This window comes from Acidithrix sp. C25 (assembly GCF_904848545.2).
Genome location: NZ_CAJHCI020000010.1, coordinates 1283324 through 1299007, shown reverse-complemented (window position 1 = coordinate 1299007; position 15684 = coordinate 1283324). Strand labels below are relative to the sequence as shown.

Here is a 15684-nt window from a genome sequence, read left to right as displayed (position 1 = left end):
AGAGTAACTGGGTGATCAAACTAGAGAGATTACCAGCAAAAGATGACCTAACAGAAAGGGCGGAACGGGCCAAGGATACAAGCGGCAACTCAATGAAAACCCCTATCAAAAGCATCCAACGTACTAGAACCTAATATTGGGTCAAGATGCCTTTGTGTCTGCCTTGTCCAAGGTCCATTAGCTTTGGCGGGCAAAAGAGTTCGAAAGACTCTCAATCTCATGGCCTTTGTTGACGACGTGGATAGATAAAGGGTAGCGGTGATCTCGAAAAGGACTCATTTCGCTTAGAAACGATAGGCAATGCAGCACAATCCCCCAAATGCAAACGAAACAATGAATACTTGGCCCAACGGAGCTTCAAATCTAAGACGACGGCCATCAAACCCTCACGACATATTTTTAGGAAATCCTAAAATATCCAGCGAGCCTTGGTGGAAATCGATCTTGAGTGGCCATCAAGATAAGACCGGCTATACAGCCTTCATCCTCTCCGGCGGAGGAAATAGAGGAGCGGCCCAGGTTGGGATGTTGAGTGCCCTTCTTGAACATTCAATCTTTCCAGACTTCATAATTGGCGCCTCTGCTGGGGCTCTCAATGGAACTTCATTTGCCATTTCGCCCTCACGCCAAACCCTAAGTGAACTCTTTGATCTTTGGACGAAGATGACCAAAAACAGCCTCTTTCCACCGAGGAGATTTGGTTCCACTTGGCGATATGCCCAGCGGGGAAGTTACGTCTACTCAAATGACGCCCTGGAGAACATCATCAGGGAACATATCCACATCTCAGATCTAAAAGATACACAGATACCTGTCGAGATCGTAGTTACTGACCTTCTAAATGGTGAACCACATAGATTTCACAGCGGAGATCCAACGCCTATATTGTTGGCGTCCTCTGCGCTTCCCGGTACCTTTTCGCCGATCGAAATCAACGGGAAGTTATATATTGATGGCGGAATCGCCGATGACGTCCCAATACGCAGAGCATTGACGCTGGGCGCCAACAAGATCTACGTACTCTATTGCTCTAGTCTCGATCGAACGCACAAAACATTCACTCGTCCAATTGAGGCAGTGCTGGATTCATTTACCCTCGCAAAGATGGCACGCCTCAAGGCCGATATCGCCGACGTAGATGCAAATGCCCAAATAACAGTCTTTGAAAGTCGGCTAGCCCAAGGCGTTGCGTGGCTCGACTTCAGTCATGCACACGCACTCATCGAAGATGGATACAAAAGCGCACTTGAAGCACTCAAAGGCCACGAGACAGCTGGCCTAACCCCAACCAAGAGCTACTTTAGCACCCACCCACCAAAGCGAGATCGCTTTGGCGAAGTCGGCTATAAACCAATTTCAAAGTAAGTCGAGCAATGGCCTAAATAAGAACCAGTCGGGCAAGCCGCGGCCGACGACTACCTCTATAGCAGATATCGAATATTTTCTGCGACAAGTAGTGACAGTCACGAATCCTTGGGGTACCGATCTCAAGATGACACTTCGAAGGTGACGGTGCAACTCAAGCGGGAAGCTTATCTCTCATTTGAAAAATTATTGGGCAAATCCAGCTATATATTGACCAATGTCCAATAGCGCCTGGGCTCCGCCTGGGGCAAAGCCTGCCATTGAAATAAACCCATGGATCATTCCCAAATAACGATGGCTTGTAACACAGACGCCGGATTCAACCAGTGCCTTTGCATACAATTCCCCACCATCTCGAAGTGGATCATACTCGGCCGTTACTATCAAAGATGGCGGCGACTTCCTTAGATTTTCATCGATATAGGCATTCAAAAGCGGGTTTTTTAGATCCGTCTCATCCTTTAAATAACTTCGATTGAAGAAATCCATCTGACTTGCAGTTAAAAAGTATCCCTCTGAAAAAGCGGTCAGCGAATATGTCTCATCCCAATATACAGCAGGATAAATTAGCGCCTGGGCACATATTACAAAGTCAGACTGCGAATTCAAGTAGTTCGAGGAGACAGCTGCAAGGTTGCCTCCGGCTGAATCACCTAAAAGAAAAATTAAACTCTCATCGCAATCAAATTCTGAGATTTTGCTTCGAATCCATTTAATCGAATCAATAGCATCTAAAGCGGCGGCTGGGAACTTATTCTCAGGAGCAAGTCGATAGTCGACCGAGATCATCATAGTTTTAGCAGCAACAGCCAGCTGTCCAACAGTTCCATCATGAGATTCGATCGAACCTAAGACAAAGCCACCTCCGTGAAAATAGACTCCGAGACCCCTTCCAATTCGATTTGCCGGTACATAGACTCTGGCCCTAAGAGTTCGACCCACTAGGCCAATTTCGATATCGTAACTCTTCTCTAGACCATCGCTCTGGCCGCTGCCGAGCTGAGAGAGGTTGTCAAAGTTTCTGCGCTGTTCCTCTAGTGATATCTCACCTGGTGAAACTTCCTCAAGAGCACCAAGTTGGTCGAGCACGAATTGAATTCCGGGATCTAAGGTCAAGGTTTCCTCCTAATTACACTCTAAATAAATCTAGAACACCTTTTAATCCAATAACAATACCGGGGTTTCTCAGAGCCTAATTGCCCTGCACTCAAGAGACAAACCACCAAATTTATCAGCCGATGCCGAAATAACTAAGAACCTAAAAGCTAAAGATCTTGTCACCAACGCCAAACCAGGTAAAACCTAATGAGCATTGGGGGGTGAATTTATAGCTCAATTGGAGGACTTTGCCAAGATTATGGCAACTTCATCATATTGAGATTTGGACAAGATAATTTTGTTGGTATTCACATTTCGCTCTACCTGTTTTGGAGAGGTAGCTCCTGCTATAACGCTCGAAACTGCCTCATTTGCCAAAAGCCACCCAAAAGCTAGGTCGATCAGTTCCATCTCAAATTGACTGGCACAGCTCTCTAACTCCTCAATCAAGTCAAAATTAGCCCGCGCAAACTCACCTGGACGAGAGGCAAGCCTTGTACCTTTTTGCGCCTCGGCCCCCCTCTTGAACTTACCCGTGAGCAGTCCTGAGGCAAGCGGGAAATATGGAAGAATCCCAACTCCAAATGCTTTTGCCGCAGGTATCACCTCATCTTCAACCTTACGATGCAAAAGCGAATAGTGGTTTTGAGCTGAGATAAAACGCTCGTAATTTCTTTCACGGGCGATATGGTCTGACGATGCGATCTGCCAGCCTGCAAAGTTAGACGATCCCACATAGCGAACTTTGCCTTGCTTGACCAATTCATCTAGTGCCGCCATGGTCTCTTCCAAAGGGGTATTGGGGTCTGGCTCATGGATCTGATAGAGGTCGATGTAGTCGGTCTTTAGCCGGCGCAGGCTCGCCTCAAATGCCTTATTGATATATCGCCTTGAACCGCGCGCAATGTCGCCCGTCTCCATCGACATTCCAAATTTTGTCGCCAAAATGATAGAGTCGCGCCGTGGGCCGAGGATCTCTCCTAAAAAGGTCTCTGAACCACCAAGATTTCCATAGATGTCAGCCGTATCGAAAAATGTAATACCCAGCTCGATGGCACGATCAACTACGCTACGACTTGTCTCTAAGTCGCATCGAACTCCAAAATTATTGCAGCCAAGGCCGACCTCTGACACTGTCAGACCACTATTTCCCAGTTGTCTAAATCTCATAACTTCTATTCTTACCTAAGAACGGCACCTTTGCGTGCCCATCGCTCCAAAAACTCAAACTGGAAAAGGCAGTCCTGGATGACATCTAGAAAACTCCGCAGCGACCTCTCGCTTCAATTCAAGAAATGGCTTGTCCAAGATCAAAGCAAGCGAATACAGATCGTCCGCTTCAATCTTGGAGGCAAAGGGTCCTACCTTTATCGAGATCAACCTTCCATATAGCTCCACCTGCATAAAGGATCTTGCCAAGACCTCTCGATCTACCATAGAACGCCTAATCCCTAAAGTCCCTAACGAGGCAAAGATCTCTCTGGAGAACCTATCCGCCTCATCAACCTTACAGATCAGGCTAAATAAAGAGCCAGAACGAGCCTTTTTCGCAACTATCGGACTAACCCACGCATCAATCGCGCCCTTTGCGATAAGCAATTCAACAACTGAAGCCAAAGTCTCAGGGCTTTGATCGTCAATATTAGTCTCAAGCAGGCAGACAACTTCAAAGCTAGAAGGATAGTCATGCGAACCATCCCCCTTGGCCTTAGAGCCACTGACAGCAATTTCTTGGCCATAGGAGTATCTCTGGCCAGGGGTAGTGGCCTCTCCAAGGGCCCCCACTACCATATTGGGACGATCTTCCAGGTGAATCGTCCCACTTCCATATCCGATTTTTTGCGCCCTAAAGGCCATCGTTGGCCATGGCTCAGATGCAAATACGGATAATAGAGCGGCTCCGGTCGGGGTCAAAAGTTCATTTCCTCTCACCGCTTGAGTGAAGGAAAAGCGTGAAATAAGTTCCAGAGTGGCTGGTGATGGCAGATTTAGCACCCCATGAGAGGTGGCAACTAGCCCTCCCCCTACTTCGAGGTCAGAGACTATTACCCCCTCCACCTCAAAGTACTCGAGTGCGATCACTCCCACCAAAAGATCAACAATTGTATCCCAAGCACCGATCTCATGAAAGACGACCTCTTCGAGCGCAACTCCGTGCAATTTCGCCTCAACTTCACCAAGGCGAATAATGGCTTTTGAGAATCCTTCGATAACCCCAAGAGATAGACCGCTTTGTTGAACCAATTTGAGGATATCATCCAAGGCTCTTGGAGGTTGCACCGTTTGGGCCATTACCGAAAACGAGGTAGTTGAAAAGTCACCCTTCTTTACCTTTTTAACGATGATCTCAACACCCGCCAACCCCAAGGCGCCAATAGCGTCATTGACGATCTTTGGTTCCAAACCAAGGTCAAAGCAGAGGGCACCGAACATATCTCCAGAAAGTCCCGACGGACACCACAACCGAAGGGCCTTCAATTTTGATGCTCCACAACTGTTGGTATCTCTTGGGGCTCTTGGTGTTTAGCTGACAACAAATTGATTATTCGAATCGCGCCACAGGCAGCGCCAAAGCCATTGTCAACACCCACCACACTCACACCAGGAGCACATGAGGCCAACATCGCCATCATTGCCGTTTGGCCACCCTGAGAGGCTCCATAGCCAGTAGAGGTGGGAACCGCGATAATCGGATTAGAGATCAACCCACCCAAAACCGAGGTAATAGCACCTTCCATGCCCGCCACCACGATCACTACATCAAATTTTCTAATCTGATCGATCTTAGAAAGTAACCGGTGAATACCCGCCACACCAACATCACAGATCAGATCAAAACCGATTCCACACGCGCTAAGCGTACCGGCCGCTTCATTCGCCACCACAAGATCGGTCGTCCCGGCCGTCACGATTCCAACCTTCTCGGGCCGATTATCATTAGCTGCAATTACAACGGTCGCTAGAGCATCTGGAAACTGATCTCGTCCCGGATAGACCATAGCACCAGGAAAGGCTCGAAGAAGGCTAGCGACCGCCGCCGAATTTGCTCTAGTAACTAGAACCGGTCCTTGTCCTTGTGCGTCCATCTCCATGGCCAACTGAACTATTTGATTTTCGGTCTTACCTGGGCCATAGATCGCCTCAGGGAGGCCAATTCGGGGAAACCTGCCATGATCAACTTCTGCAAAATCACCTGTCGACATTATTTCCTAACTTGGATAAAATTTCGAATTATCGATAGAGCCAACACGCTGTCTAACTATCTCAATCATGCTATGCGAATTAGCAAATTGAACGTGAACCTCCCCGCCCTTACGGAAGGGGATTGCGCTCCCGTTGGTTCAAAATGGATCTAAATCCGTCACTTACAAGATACGTCACTGCGCTCGCAATGCTTCACGTGGCCACAAAAGATAAAAACCAACAAAAAGATAGATCTTGGAGCCTAACCATATCAACCTCGCCCCTGGGTGAAAAGGACCGACCACATCTAACTTAGGGCTCAAATCACCCCTATAGCAAAAACCATCCGTTATCTCATTGCGCCGATTGACTCCACTGCTATTGCCTTGGTTACGACGCGTGGTTGTGGCGCGTGGTTGTGGTTCACAGCGCCATTGATTAGATTTCACCTGTGCTAAGCCAAGATCTCCTTATCGAACTGGACCGACGTAACAACTATTGCTCTGAGAAAGAACGTGCCTATCGATGGTCACTAGGGTAAATTAGATCTATGGGTTATCCAAATAAGCGACTGGGATTTCTAGGCCCCGAAGGTACCTTTACAGAAGAGGCTCTTCTTTCTCAAAAAGACCTCTTGGGATTCGAACTGATTCCATTCATCACTATCGATTCCGTCTTAGATGCGCTCAATTCTGGCGCGATCGACTTAGGGTTCGTACCAATTGAAAACTCCATCGAAGGCACAGTGTCAGCCACGATCGACTCGCTGGTCTTTGATTACGATCTCACAATAGTTCGAGAAGTTATTTTGGACATCCACCTTCAACTTTTGGGACTTCGGGGCGCAACGCTATCCGATATCAAAGAGATCTGGTCGTATCCCCATGCACTTGGTCAATGTAGGAAATTCACCTCTAGCAACCTTCCAAATGCCGTTACAAATGCAAGCACATCAACTGCCGAAGCGGCAAAGATGGTGGCTCTAAAGAACGATGGAGCGATCGGAGCGATCGCCCCAAGAGTCTCTGGAAAGATCTACGACCTCTCGGTAATAGCCGAAAACATCGAAGACCACAAGGGCAACCAGACTCGCTTTTTTCTTGTCCAAAAAGATGGCATTCCGCCCTCGAGCGGCCACGACAAAACTGCTTTGGTATGCTTCCAACTCTCTGATACGCCCGGTTCTCTTTTTTCAATCCTTGCCGAATTCTACGCACGAACCGTAAACCTAATAAAGCTCGAATCACGACCTTCGAAGGAGGGCCTTGGAGACTATTGTTTTGTCATTGAACTAGAGGGCCACGTGAGCGATCCAATAGTGACTGACGCAATCATGAGTTTAAAGCGAAAACTACCTGAGATAAAGTTTCTAGGCAGCTTTCCCAACATGACAGATCCTAAAGGTTTGCCTTTGGAAAGTGACGCTAGCGACCCATCAAGGATATGGATTAACAAAATAATTGACAGGATTCAGGGCAATTTTTGATTAGATTGTACTCCGGAGGGATGGCAGAGCGGACAAATGCGAAGCACTTGAAATGCTTTGATCCAAAAGATCCGTGGGTTCGAATCCCACTCCCTCCGCCACTTACCTAGTAGCACCTATGTTTTGGTGGGCGTTGATACTTCATCTAAAGATACATGACTCCTGGGTTTTAAGCGATAGCCATCATCGAGGTTCGTTGAGGCAAAATCGTCGAGGGACGAGAAGTTCTCACTACTTATTGTCCTGATTCTCTCGCCAAATATCTGGTTCGACAAAGACCAACCGGGCAAAAGGTACCACGGCACGCAAACGCACTTCGGCCAAGTCGATCTCATCGGCCACCGTTGAAAAAGCTAAATCACCATCAAATGCTACCTTGATTGCCACCAGGAGATCGGTTGGCCCTAAATGCATCGTCATCAAATATATGACACGTCTTATGTGATCACTCTCCAAAACTGCGACTCGGATCGCCTCTTCGACCAGAGGATCCGCCGACTCACCAATCAGCAAGCTCCGAACTTCCAGTCCTAGAAATATCGAAATTGCACCTAGAAGTATTCCGATCAACAACGACCCTGCTGCATCGAAGCGATCATTTCCTGTGATTGCACTTGCGCCCAACCCAATTAAAGCTATTAAAAGTCCAGCGATTGCTCCTAGGTCCTCGAAGAGAACGAGTGGTATCTCTGCTACTTTCGTTCGATGTGCAAATTTGAAGATCGACTCGTTGGCCCTTTGGTCATGGGCCGCTTCGCCTTTTGCGTTACGAAAGGAAAGACTCTCTAAAAAAAGACTCGCCACCAAGACGGCTAAACCGACCAGGGGCGAACCAACAGGGTGGGGGTGAACAAGCTTGGTGATACCCTCATAAAGAGAGGCTAGGCACCCTAGCCCAAAAAGCACAATAGCAACCACAAAGGCAACAAGATAACGCTCGGTCGCATAACCAAAGGGGTGCTGAGCATCTCCCTTACGCTTCGATCGTTCAAGGCCCACCATTAATAAACCCTGATTTGTAGTGTCCGCCGTGGAATGCAAGACCTCAGAGAATAGCGATGCTGACCCCGTAATCAAAAACGCAGCCAGCTTTACGATGACGATACCTAGATTGGAGATAAAAGCTACAACAACTGTTCGACGCGAAGAACCTGACACACCAAATGAGCCTAACCGAGTTAACTCACAATAAATTTACGATCTTTTCCAATCAGGTTGGCAATCGAAGACCGAAATCGAATCAACTCATAAAAGTGATCTAATTATATGATCATTCACCCGGGCACCAATTGGCACTGACCTAATAAGCACTAGACGTGGAAATCACCTGTGTCTCTTGCGGTTGATTGTCTCTTGCGGTTGATCGCTTAAGGTTGATCGCGGAAGCCGTCACCAATGAAAAATCCAGGATAAGAATCACAAACTAGCTCAAAATCTCCTATTAGAGGTCTTGTCCATTGGATCTCTGGAGGCTATAAATTCATCTTTAACGGCTTATGACCGAAAGGAAATATCAAATTCCGGGGCCTCACCACCGATTCGATGGATCCGATTTGCATCTTGGGCCACCTCAATCAAGATCTCCCAGGGCGGCTTTGTATCCCTTGCGTCATAGTCACTTCGATAGCTTCTAAGCGCCGACTCCAACTTACGAGAACTGCCTTCAATTTGAGCGGTTGCGCCCATTCCTATCGCACGATCGACAAATTCACTTGCAAGGCCATAGCTAGCCCAATTCTCACAACGTACTCGAACTAGCGGTTTTACATCTGGAATCTCAAATTTTTGTTCTGAAAGATAGAGCGCTATCCGCTCAAAGCCTAGAGAAAAACCACAAGCTGGTGCTGGGCGTCCGAAGCGCTCCAACATATTGTCGTATCGACCACCGCCGCCAATCGAAAAGCCAAACTCAGAGACTCCTAACTCAAAGATGGCACCTGTGTAATAACCCATACCCCGAATTACAGTCGGATCAAACAAAAACCTAACATCGCCGAAACGTCCATTGTGGCCTAAACTTGCGATCGCCGAAATCTCAGATTGAACCGCCTCCGAGAGGTTCATCTCCTCAAATAGACCATGGGGCAACGCGTCGCTTGTGGAGATCTCCAACAGGGTAGAAACCAACTTAGAGGTCGCCGCTTCATCTACGCCCAACTCTATGAGTTCGCGCGAGACTCCATCGGCCCCAATCTTGTCGAGCTTATCCAAGATAATCAAGGCGGCTCCGATCAACCCTTGCGCCACACCGCTCCAGGGCAGAAGCTGATCCAAGAACTTTCTATGGTTATATCGAAGAGTTAAATCATTAATGCCTAGTCGCGACGTAGCGATTAAAGAGGTGGAAATCAACTCGAGTTCAGCCGTCACATTAGGCTCGGCAATTATGTCGATATCACACTGAACAAACTGTCGAAATCTCCCCTTTTGTGGCCGCTCGGCTCGCCAAACTGGGCCAATCTGGATCGATCGAAAGACCGATGGCAACTTTGAGAAGTTTTGGGCATAATATCGGGCAAGAGGAACTGTGAGGTCGAACCGTAGACCCAAATCAGCTAAAGACCCTTCGTCACTTAGGTCACTTAGCTTTTCACCGCGCTTTAAGATCTTAAAGACAAGCTTTTCATTATCTCCGCCGCCCGAACCGATCAATCTTTCAAGGTTTTCCACCGCTGGAGTCTCTATTTGATTAAATCCATGCTCACGGTATGTTCTAAGAATTACCTCCGCAATTTTGGATCGACTTTCGACCTCGCTCGGCAAAAGATCACGCATGCCACGTGCTGGAGATGTGTCAACCTTGACCAAAATATAACCTCAGCTCAAAAATTATCTATAAGTCAAGATAGTAGCGATTTGATAAAAATCCATGAGACAAAGGACCACATTTCAATCGACGCTGGCGGTCGCGATCGCATGGGAGATGACAACAATCAAAGTTATGCTCTTAAATCAATAATAAAGTTGTGACCCAGTTGGACAAATACCCAATCAACCAAAGGCTCTCACAATGTCCAACCACTAGGTGCGACCCTAGATCAAGTCTTGTCTTTACTCTTGACTTTACTCGCATGATCATTTGGGGTGCTGACAACCTTTTTTGCAAAGACTTGTCTTCCTCTCCACAAAGACGCCATTGAAGGAACATCGGGGTCTGTTATTCCAAAAATCACAAGGCCGACCGGGAAAACTCGCCTTGGAAGCTAGCTCTCATCCAACACTGAGCCCTCTGCTAGATCTAACCATAGCGCCCGCCGACTTAGTCAGAAAGCTTCCGTTGGCATAATTGCCCTTAAGCCTGGATCCACCGAAAATTTAGCCGCTCAACTTTGATTTAGACATAGAAAGGGTGCTCTGAACTCGTGGAATGATGTTTGAATACAATTCAAATCCATCAGTTCAAGGAGCACCTTTTAGATGCGAGCATCTGCTAGTGCTTTAGAGTGTTTGATAGTCACCTTTGACGATTCGAACGCAGTTTCCAACAGTGGGTTAATACTCCCTATCACCCTTGCTGAGAAACTTGGCCTTAGGGATCTCTTTGATTTACACATTGACCTAGAGGATCGTCCTGGACGAGCAAATGTTGGCAGAAAAGCTATGGCTATCATTGCATCTATCTTGCATCGCATCTATTTTGGCCGGTGGTGATTGCATTGATGACACTGCAATCCTTGAAAGCCCAAATGCGCAAGTGATTCTTGGTCAGATAATGCCAGCACCATCTAGGTTTGGTGTCTTCTTGCGTAGTTTTGAGACCAGTGACATCGCAGATGTTGAACGAGTTGCAGCTTTGTTGCTAAAACGAGCCTGGCTAGCTGGAGCAGGTCCAGGTGATGAGCCGCTCACCATTGATGTTGATTCCACGATATGTCAGGTATATGGAAACAAAAAAGAAGGAGCTTACTTTGGTTATACCAACCTAAGGGGGTATCACCCACACCTAGCAGCTGTTGGTAAAGCAGCTGTTGGTAAAACAGGTGACATTCTTGGAATAGTGACACGTGAAGGCAACGCCAATACCGCTCGTGGTGCCGGAGAATTTGTAACTCAGGTAATCAACAATGCCAGAGCCGCCGGAGCAACTGGTGAAATAACCATGTGTTTTGACTCTGGGTTCTTCTCAAGAGCCGTTAGAGACGCAGCTAGTGCGGGTGATGTTCGCTTTTCTATTACAACACGGATGTCCAAGAGACTAAAAGGTATCATCTCCGATATCCAAGAGGATGCCTGGACTTCAATTCCCTACTGGCTTGAAGGTGGAGCTGATGTAGCAGAAGTGAAATACCGTCAAATACAGTAAATTGCGCATTTGCAAAAGATTTACAAGACGTTACATGAACGCTAATGCCGTTTGGTTGGCTCTGGTCTGGTTAGCTCTGGTCTGGTTAGTTATTGGTGCAACTGCACACAACCTGGCACGGTGCAACTGCACACAACCTGGCACGGTGCAACTGCACAACCTGGCGCGAATAGGTGCTATTACAGAAACTGTAATAACCACACCAAAGCTTCGACGGTGTTACTTTCAGATCGCAGGACATATCACTCGTTCAGCTAGAAAAGTAATACTGCATCTTGAAGAACACTGGCACTATAAGGATAAGTTCTTAGAGGCTCTTGATCGGATCAGAAAGTTTGAGATCGCCATCACCTGAACATCTGGTTACCTAACACACTGAATATTACTTTAAGGAACTGCTCTAGAAGACAAGGGATTGGGTCACTATGGCCAAAATGAGATTTCAGAATCTCAAAAATGACCAAAAAGGCTCAATCACAAAGCGAATAGGTCATATTTGGCACTCTGAAACCAGATTTAAGCCATAGACCCTCCGTCAAACCTAAATCAGTTCCAAAAAACCGACTTGGATTCACACCGAAGGGCTCAAGCTGGTTTAATTCTGTGGATTCGGGCTAAGGGGTTGTTATCGGCGTTCCATTAGCCGAGACAACGTACCATGTTCCTCCAAAAGCAACGACTCCTTGGCCGTTGGTTGCCCCTGGAGAGGTATCGCCTGCAAACCGATATAGCGGATGGCCACCATAGACAACCTGGGAAGAGTCGTTGCTTTCCTTTAAAAAGGAAACCTTGGTCTTATTAAGACCCACACCTACTACTAAATGCACTGAAGATACTGCTGGCCAAGCGCTCAAACAGGCCGAAGAGGTACAGGTGGCCTTGGTGGCAGAATCAGGAGTAAACATATAGAGAGTCTGCCCGCTAGATAGTGCCAAGATCGACCCGTACTTAGAAGATTCGGTCGTCAACTTGACCCCTGAGCCCAATGACCCAGAAGAGGCCTCCGTAGTAGATGGAGTCGCTCCATATGCTGAATATGCACTAGTAGATGGCGAAGACGAAGCGACCGACGAACCGGTAGCACTGCTAGAAGAGGACCCACAAGAGGCGGCTACTAAAGCTACACTCGAGAGGGCTCCGATGGAAAATAGACGGCGACTTTTCATAGCGCACCTCCAATTACGTGACTCTAGTCACAGATTTGTATAGGTATAACAAAGCTCATTCATCACCATTCATTCCGATTTCTCATGAAATTATGAAAATAAACTGAAGCTAAATGAAATACGGATCAGGCATTACATTTCGGCAGTATCAGTCACGGAGTTCCCCTTCAACCACAACCATGCCTTGGCGTGACTAAGTTCTATAAAAAGTAGCACTGGTCCGGTAGAGGCAAATGGGATAAATTCGATAAATCCGATAGCTTTAGTCATCTATTACCTATTAGAGTGGTTAGTCAAGACCTTGAGCCATCGAAATGAGTAGGAAACAGCTTTGCCAAAACGCCAGACTCTAGATTCACAACAAAAATCCAAAAGGGCAACCAACTTCTTTACCTTTCCCGATCCGGTAAATGAAGTTGCCGCCCGAAGCGTAGCGCTTGGAGTTGTGATCATGGTTGTGCTCATCATAACAACCCACAATCGCCTGCTATTCATACCCCTTTGCTGTGGTTTCATAGCTCGTCTAGCCGCTGGACCAAAGATCTCAATCCTAGGACAGATAGCAACTAAATTAGTAGCTCCCAACTTGCCCAACCATGAGAAACTTGTGGCTGGAAAACCCAAACGATTCGCCCAAGGAATTGGCGTTGTCTTCTCCATAGCAGCAGCCATAGCTGCATTAGCTACGCACTCTGTTCTTCCATCACAGATCATCCTCGCCTTACTTGGAATAGCCGCGGCATTGGAAGCCTTCTTTAGTTACTGCTTGGGTTGCAAGGCATTCGCACTCCTGTTTCGTTTTGGAATCGTCACATACAACGACTGTCCAAGTTGTGTTGTCCAATACGCTAAATGACCTCTCTCTCATAAGCTGATAGGTAGAGAGAAACCTATTGCACCATAGATACCTATCTGCTTTTTCTTGACCCATATGCTCTAGCTCTCCAGATCTATATCCCTATTCGTTCGAAGCAGGTGGGTCGAAACAGGTCAACCTCAAGATTCGCCTTAAAATCAATGGGTAGAATCCAACCAAAAAACTCAACCACCATCGACCCCTAGTCCTCAAACCCCTAGCTGGTAGCGTTAGCATCTTTCACCTGACTATTCCACAACTTGCGAGCACTAAAGCTACAAGCAAATACCAATGTAAAAGATATGAAAATCTTCGCGGGAAAGGGCGGTCTTTTTGGGTAGCACCACAATCATCTCAATAAGATATTGTCCATGGCACGAACACCAAGATCACAATTAGCAATTGCAATGGCGCGCGGCGACGTGGAGGCAGATCTCCTACTTGTCGGTGGAAAGGTATTTTCTAGTGCCACAAGAGAATGGGTAGAGACTTCGCTGGCAATTGGAGACGGTGCGATCGTTGGTTGGGGCGACCGAGGCGCCAAAGAGGTTGTCGACGTCTCAGGCGCTTACCTCATTCCAAGTTTCATCGATGCCCATATGCATTTAGAATCCACCAAACTTTGGGTAGATGAATTTGTCTCTCTTGTTCTAGCAGCAGGAACCACTGCGGTGGTGGCCGACCCACACGAATTAGCAAATGTATTTGGAATTCCTGGAGTGGCGGAGTTGATCGACGCTGCCTCGGACCTTCCATTCACCTTCAAAGTTGTGGCATCATCTTGTGTTCCAGCTTCACAATTTGAATCGCCTGGCGCTGAGATATCTGTTGAAGATATAGAAGATCTAATGGATCACTATGGAGCTATTGGGGTGGCAGAAGTCATGAACTATCCCGGCGTAATCGCCGGAGATCCAATTATGCTCAAAAAAATAGCCAGCGCCAAAGGTAAAAGAGTTGACGGTCACGCTCCCATGGTGCGCGGAAAGTCTCTTGATGCCTATCTAACGGCCGGTGTTGAGTCAGATCACGAATGCACATCCTTTGAAGAGGCTCACGAAAAGCGACAGAAGGGGATGTGGATCTTCATTCGTGAAGGTTCTGCGAGTAAAAATCTCAATGATTTGATAAAGACCGTCCTAGTCGGTGGAACCGATCGAATTGCCCTATGCACCGACGATCGCGAACCCTCGAGCCTGATTAGGCGAGGCCATGTCAATGACTGTGTCGCTATGGCAGTTGCCGCTGGAGTCTCCCCCGAAGATGCAATAATAATTGGATCGACCAACGCCGCACAATACCACAACTTGCACGACTTGGGCAGCCTAGCGCCGGGTTATCAAGCCGATCTATTGGTTCTTGATAACCTAGTGGACTTTAAACCCTCAAGAGTTTACGTTCGCGGTTCCCTCGTCGCTCAAAATGGCACCATCTTAGAGGGAGTCGTCCCCTCGAGGCCGGCACCATCCTGGATGCAATCGAGCGTCCGTCTTGCAAGGCAATTTACCAAAGAAGACTTTGAGATTGAAGTTGATCCCGACAAAAGCTACAAAGTAATCGGGGTACATCACGACTCACTCTCCACCACCCATCTGGTTCGATCGGGTTCGCAGGTCGCCGACTGTGCGAGAATAGCGGTAATTGAGCGCCACCGCGGAACAGGGCGCTTTGGCCTTGGCCTTGTCTCTGGTTTCAACCTCACCCAAGGGGCAATAGCATCAACTGTCGCCCACGATGCCCACAACATAATGGTCCTGGGTTCGATGGCTCAAAATGGTGCATCCGACATGGCAATAGCGATAGAGACTCTAAACGAGATAGGAGGGGGTCAAGTGGCGGTACTAGATGGCCAAGTGATAGCAGTCGTACCTCTTATAATCGGAGGTTTGATCTCTACAAAAAGGGCGACCGAAATCGCTGCGGAACTTGAAAATCTTGAAGCTCAAGCCCACAGTTCCCTTGGCATCACCCTTCCAGCACCCTTTATGGTCCTTTCCTTCCTCGGTCTTTCAGTAATCCCGGAGCTACGGATTACAGATCTTGGACTTATCGATGTAGTCTCCTTCACAAAGACGACCTTGACGAATTAAAGGACCTCCCGGTTGTCTTTGGCGAATCCTTGCCCATGAAATCCTTATTCGGCTATCGACTCAATTGGAATTAACGGATCCCTTTTTAAAGAACGGTGGACACTGACTCATTTAGCCCGAGTTTCTGATTTAGCTCG

General features: G+C 47.5%; 15 protein-coding genes and 1 tRNA gene. 8 read left to right on the top strand and 8 right to left on the bottom strand.

Going from position 1 to position 15684, the window contains the following annotated elements:
- Nucleotides 1–300 precede the first annotated feature (300 nt).
- Nucleotides 301–1365 (top strand): patatin-like phospholipase family protein, encoded by a 1065-nt coding sequence (locus ACIDITHRIX25_RS81370; RefSeq protein WP_052606857.1) that lies wholly within the window; start codon nucleotides 301–303, stop codon nucleotides 1363–1365.
- Between the two features lie 186 nt (nucleotides 1366–1551).
- Here ACIDITHRIX25_RS81370 and ACIDITHRIX25_RS81365 read toward each other — a convergent pair whose 3' ends face one another.
- The 4 genes from ACIDITHRIX25_RS81365 to larB form a co-directional block, all read right to left on the bottom strand.
- Nucleotides 1552–2481, bottom strand: a complete 930-nt coding sequence (locus tag ACIDITHRIX25_RS81365; protein ID WP_052606858.1) for an alpha/beta hydrolase — start codon at nucleotides 2479–2481, stop codon at nucleotides 1552–1554.
- Between the two features lie 216 nt (nucleotides 2482–2697).
- Nucleotides 2698–3633: an aldo/keto reductase gene (locus ACIDITHRIX25_RS81360; protein ID WP_201733543.1), complete on the bottom strand. Its 936-nt coding sequence runs from the start codon at nucleotides 3631–3633 to the stop codon at nucleotides 2698–2700.
- Between the two features lie 54 nt (nucleotides 3634–3687).
- Nucleotides 3688–4941 carry a nickel pincer cofactor biosynthesis protein LarC gene (gene larC / locus ACIDITHRIX25_RS81355; RefSeq protein WP_201733542.1) on the bottom strand — a complete coding sequence of 418 codons (1254 nt, stop codon included), beginning with the start codon at nucleotides 4939–4941 and terminating at the stop codon, nucleotides 3688–3690.
- A complete protein-coding gene (gene larB, locus ACIDITHRIX25_RS81350) occupies nucleotides 4938–5666 on the bottom strand; it encodes a nickel pincer cofactor biosynthesis protein LarB (protein WP_201733541.1) in 729 nt (242 codons plus the stop codon). The genes larC and larB overlap by 4 nt, the downstream gene beginning before the upstream one ends.
- Nucleotides 5667–6196: 530 nt before the next feature.
- Between larB and pheA the strand changes: the two genes are divergently transcribed.
- Both pheA and ACIDITHRIX25_RS81340 read left to right on the top strand, forming a co-directional pair.
- Entirely contained in the window at nucleotides 6197–7132 is a 936-nt protein-coding gene (gene pheA / locus ACIDITHRIX25_RS81345; protein ID WP_201733540.1) for a prephenate dehydratase, read from the top strand.
- A 14-nt stretch (nucleotides 7133–7146) separates the two neighbouring features.
- Nucleotides 7147–7233 (top strand) — tRNA-Ser (locus ACIDITHRIX25_RS81340).
- A 130-nt stretch (nucleotides 7234–7363) separates the two neighbouring features.
- Here the strand turns inward: ACIDITHRIX25_RS81340 and ACIDITHRIX25_RS81335 are convergent.
- Both ACIDITHRIX25_RS81335 and ACIDITHRIX25_RS81330 read right to left on the bottom strand, forming a co-directional pair.
- Nucleotides 7364–8290, bottom strand: a complete 927-nt coding sequence (locus ACIDITHRIX25_RS81335) for a cation diffusion facilitator family transporter (protein WP_201733539.1) — start codon at nucleotides 8288–8290, stop codon at nucleotides 7364–7366.
- Nucleotides 8291–8626: 336 nt separating this feature from the next.
- Nucleotides 8627–9940 (bottom strand): histidine--tRNA ligase, encoded by a 1314-nt coding sequence (locus ACIDITHRIX25_RS81330; protein ID WP_201733538.1) that lies wholly within the window; start codon nucleotides 9938–9940, stop codon nucleotides 8627–8629.
- Nucleotides 9941–10549: 609 nt separating this feature from the next.
- Between ACIDITHRIX25_RS81330 and ACIDITHRIX25_RS81325 the strand changes: the two genes are divergently transcribed.
- Genes ACIDITHRIX25_RS81325 through ACIDITHRIX25_RS81315 form a run of 3 tightly spaced genes read left to right on the top strand, consistent with a single transcriptional unit; the run spans nucleotide 10550 to nucleotide 11790 of the window.
- Entirely contained in the window at nucleotides 10550–10783 is a 234-nt protein-coding gene (locus tag ACIDITHRIX25_RS81325) for a hypothetical protein (RefSeq protein WP_201733537.1), read from the top strand.
- On the top strand, nucleotides 10743–11435 hold the full coding sequence (locus ACIDITHRIX25_RS81320; protein ID WP_201733536.1) for a transposase: 693 nt from the start codon (nucleotides 10743–10745) through the stop codon (nucleotides 11433–11435). Before ACIDITHRIX25_RS81325 ends, ACIDITHRIX25_RS81320 begins: the two co-directional genes overlap by 41 nt.
- A gap of 34 nt (nucleotides 11436–11469) precedes the next feature.
- Nucleotides 11470–11790 (top strand): hypothetical protein, encoded by a 321-nt coding sequence (locus ACIDITHRIX25_RS81315; RefSeq protein WP_201733535.1) that lies wholly within the window; start codon nucleotides 11470–11472, stop codon nucleotides 11788–11790.
- 259 nt (nucleotides 11791–12049) lie between these two features.
- On the opposite strand, the gene ACIDITHRIX25_RS81310 is transcribed toward ACIDITHRIX25_RS81315, so the two are convergent.
- On the bottom strand, nucleotides 12050–12601 hold the full coding sequence (locus ACIDITHRIX25_RS81310; protein WP_052604447.1) for a COG4315 family predicted lipoprotein: 552 nt from the start codon (nucleotides 12599–12601) through the stop codon (nucleotides 12050–12052).
- A 132-nt stretch (nucleotides 12602–12733) separates the two neighbouring features.
- The gene (locus ACIDITHRIX25_RS81305; RefSeq protein WP_160291711.1) at nucleotides 12734–12871 is read right to left on the bottom strand and encodes a hypothetical protein; all 138 of its coding nucleotides are present in this window, start codon (nucleotides 12869–12871) and stop codon (nucleotides 12734–12736) included.
- A 61-nt stretch (nucleotides 12872–12932) separates the two neighbouring features.
- Between ACIDITHRIX25_RS81305 and ACIDITHRIX25_RS81300 the strand changes: the two genes are divergently transcribed.
- On the top strand, nucleotides 12933–13457 hold the full coding sequence (locus tag ACIDITHRIX25_RS81300; RefSeq protein WP_201733534.1) for a DUF4395 domain-containing protein: 525 nt from the start codon (nucleotides 12933–12935) through the stop codon (nucleotides 13455–13457).
- Nucleotides 13458–13828: 371 nt separating this feature from the next.
- Entirely contained in the window at nucleotides 13829–15547 is a 1719-nt protein-coding gene (ade, locus tag ACIDITHRIX25_RS81295) for an adenine deaminase (RefSeq protein ID WP_052604449.1), read from the top strand.
- The last annotated feature ends 137 nt before the right edge of the window (nucleotides 15548–15684 follow it).

What these genes read in the sequence shown, in the direction of transcription:
- ACIDITHRIX25_RS81370 (WP_052606857.1), top strand. Translation starts at nt 301, where the DNA reads ATGCAGCACAATCCCCCAAATGCAAACGAAACAATGAATACTTGGCCC.
- ACIDITHRIX25_RS81360 (WP_201733543.1), bottom strand. Translation starts at nt 3,633, where the DNA reads ATGAGATTTAGACAACTGGGAAATAGTGGTCTGACAGTGTCAGAGGTC.
- larB (WP_201733541.1), bottom strand. Translation starts at nt 5,666, where the DNA reads ATGTCGACAGGTGATTTTGCAGAAGTTGATCATGGCAGGTTTCCCCGA.
- pheA (WP_201733540.1), top strand. Translation starts at nt 6,197, where the DNA reads ATGGGTTATCCAAATAAGCGACTGGGATTTCTAGGCCCCGAAGGTACC.
- ACIDITHRIX25_RS81325 (WP_201733537.1), top strand. Translation starts at nt 10,550, where the DNA reads ATGCGAGCATCTGCTAGTGCTTTAGAGTGTTTGATAGTCACCTTTGAC.
- ACIDITHRIX25_RS81315 (WP_201733535.1), top strand. Translation starts at nt 11,470, where the DNA reads ATGAACGCTAATGCCGTTTGGTTGGCTCTGGTCTGGTTAGCTCTGGTC.
- ACIDITHRIX25_RS81310 (WP_052604447.1), bottom strand. Translation starts at nt 12,601, where the DNA reads ATGAAAAGTCGCCGTCTATTTTCCATCGGAGCCCTCTCGAGTGTAGCT.
- ACIDITHRIX25_RS81305 (WP_160291711.1), bottom strand. Translation starts at nt 12,871, where the DNA reads ATGACTAAAGCTATCGGATTTATCGAATTTATCCCATTTGCCTCTACC.
- ade (WP_052604449.1), top strand. Translation starts at nt 13,829, where the DNA reads ATGGCACGAACACCAAGATCACAATTAGCAATTGCAATGGCGCGCGGC.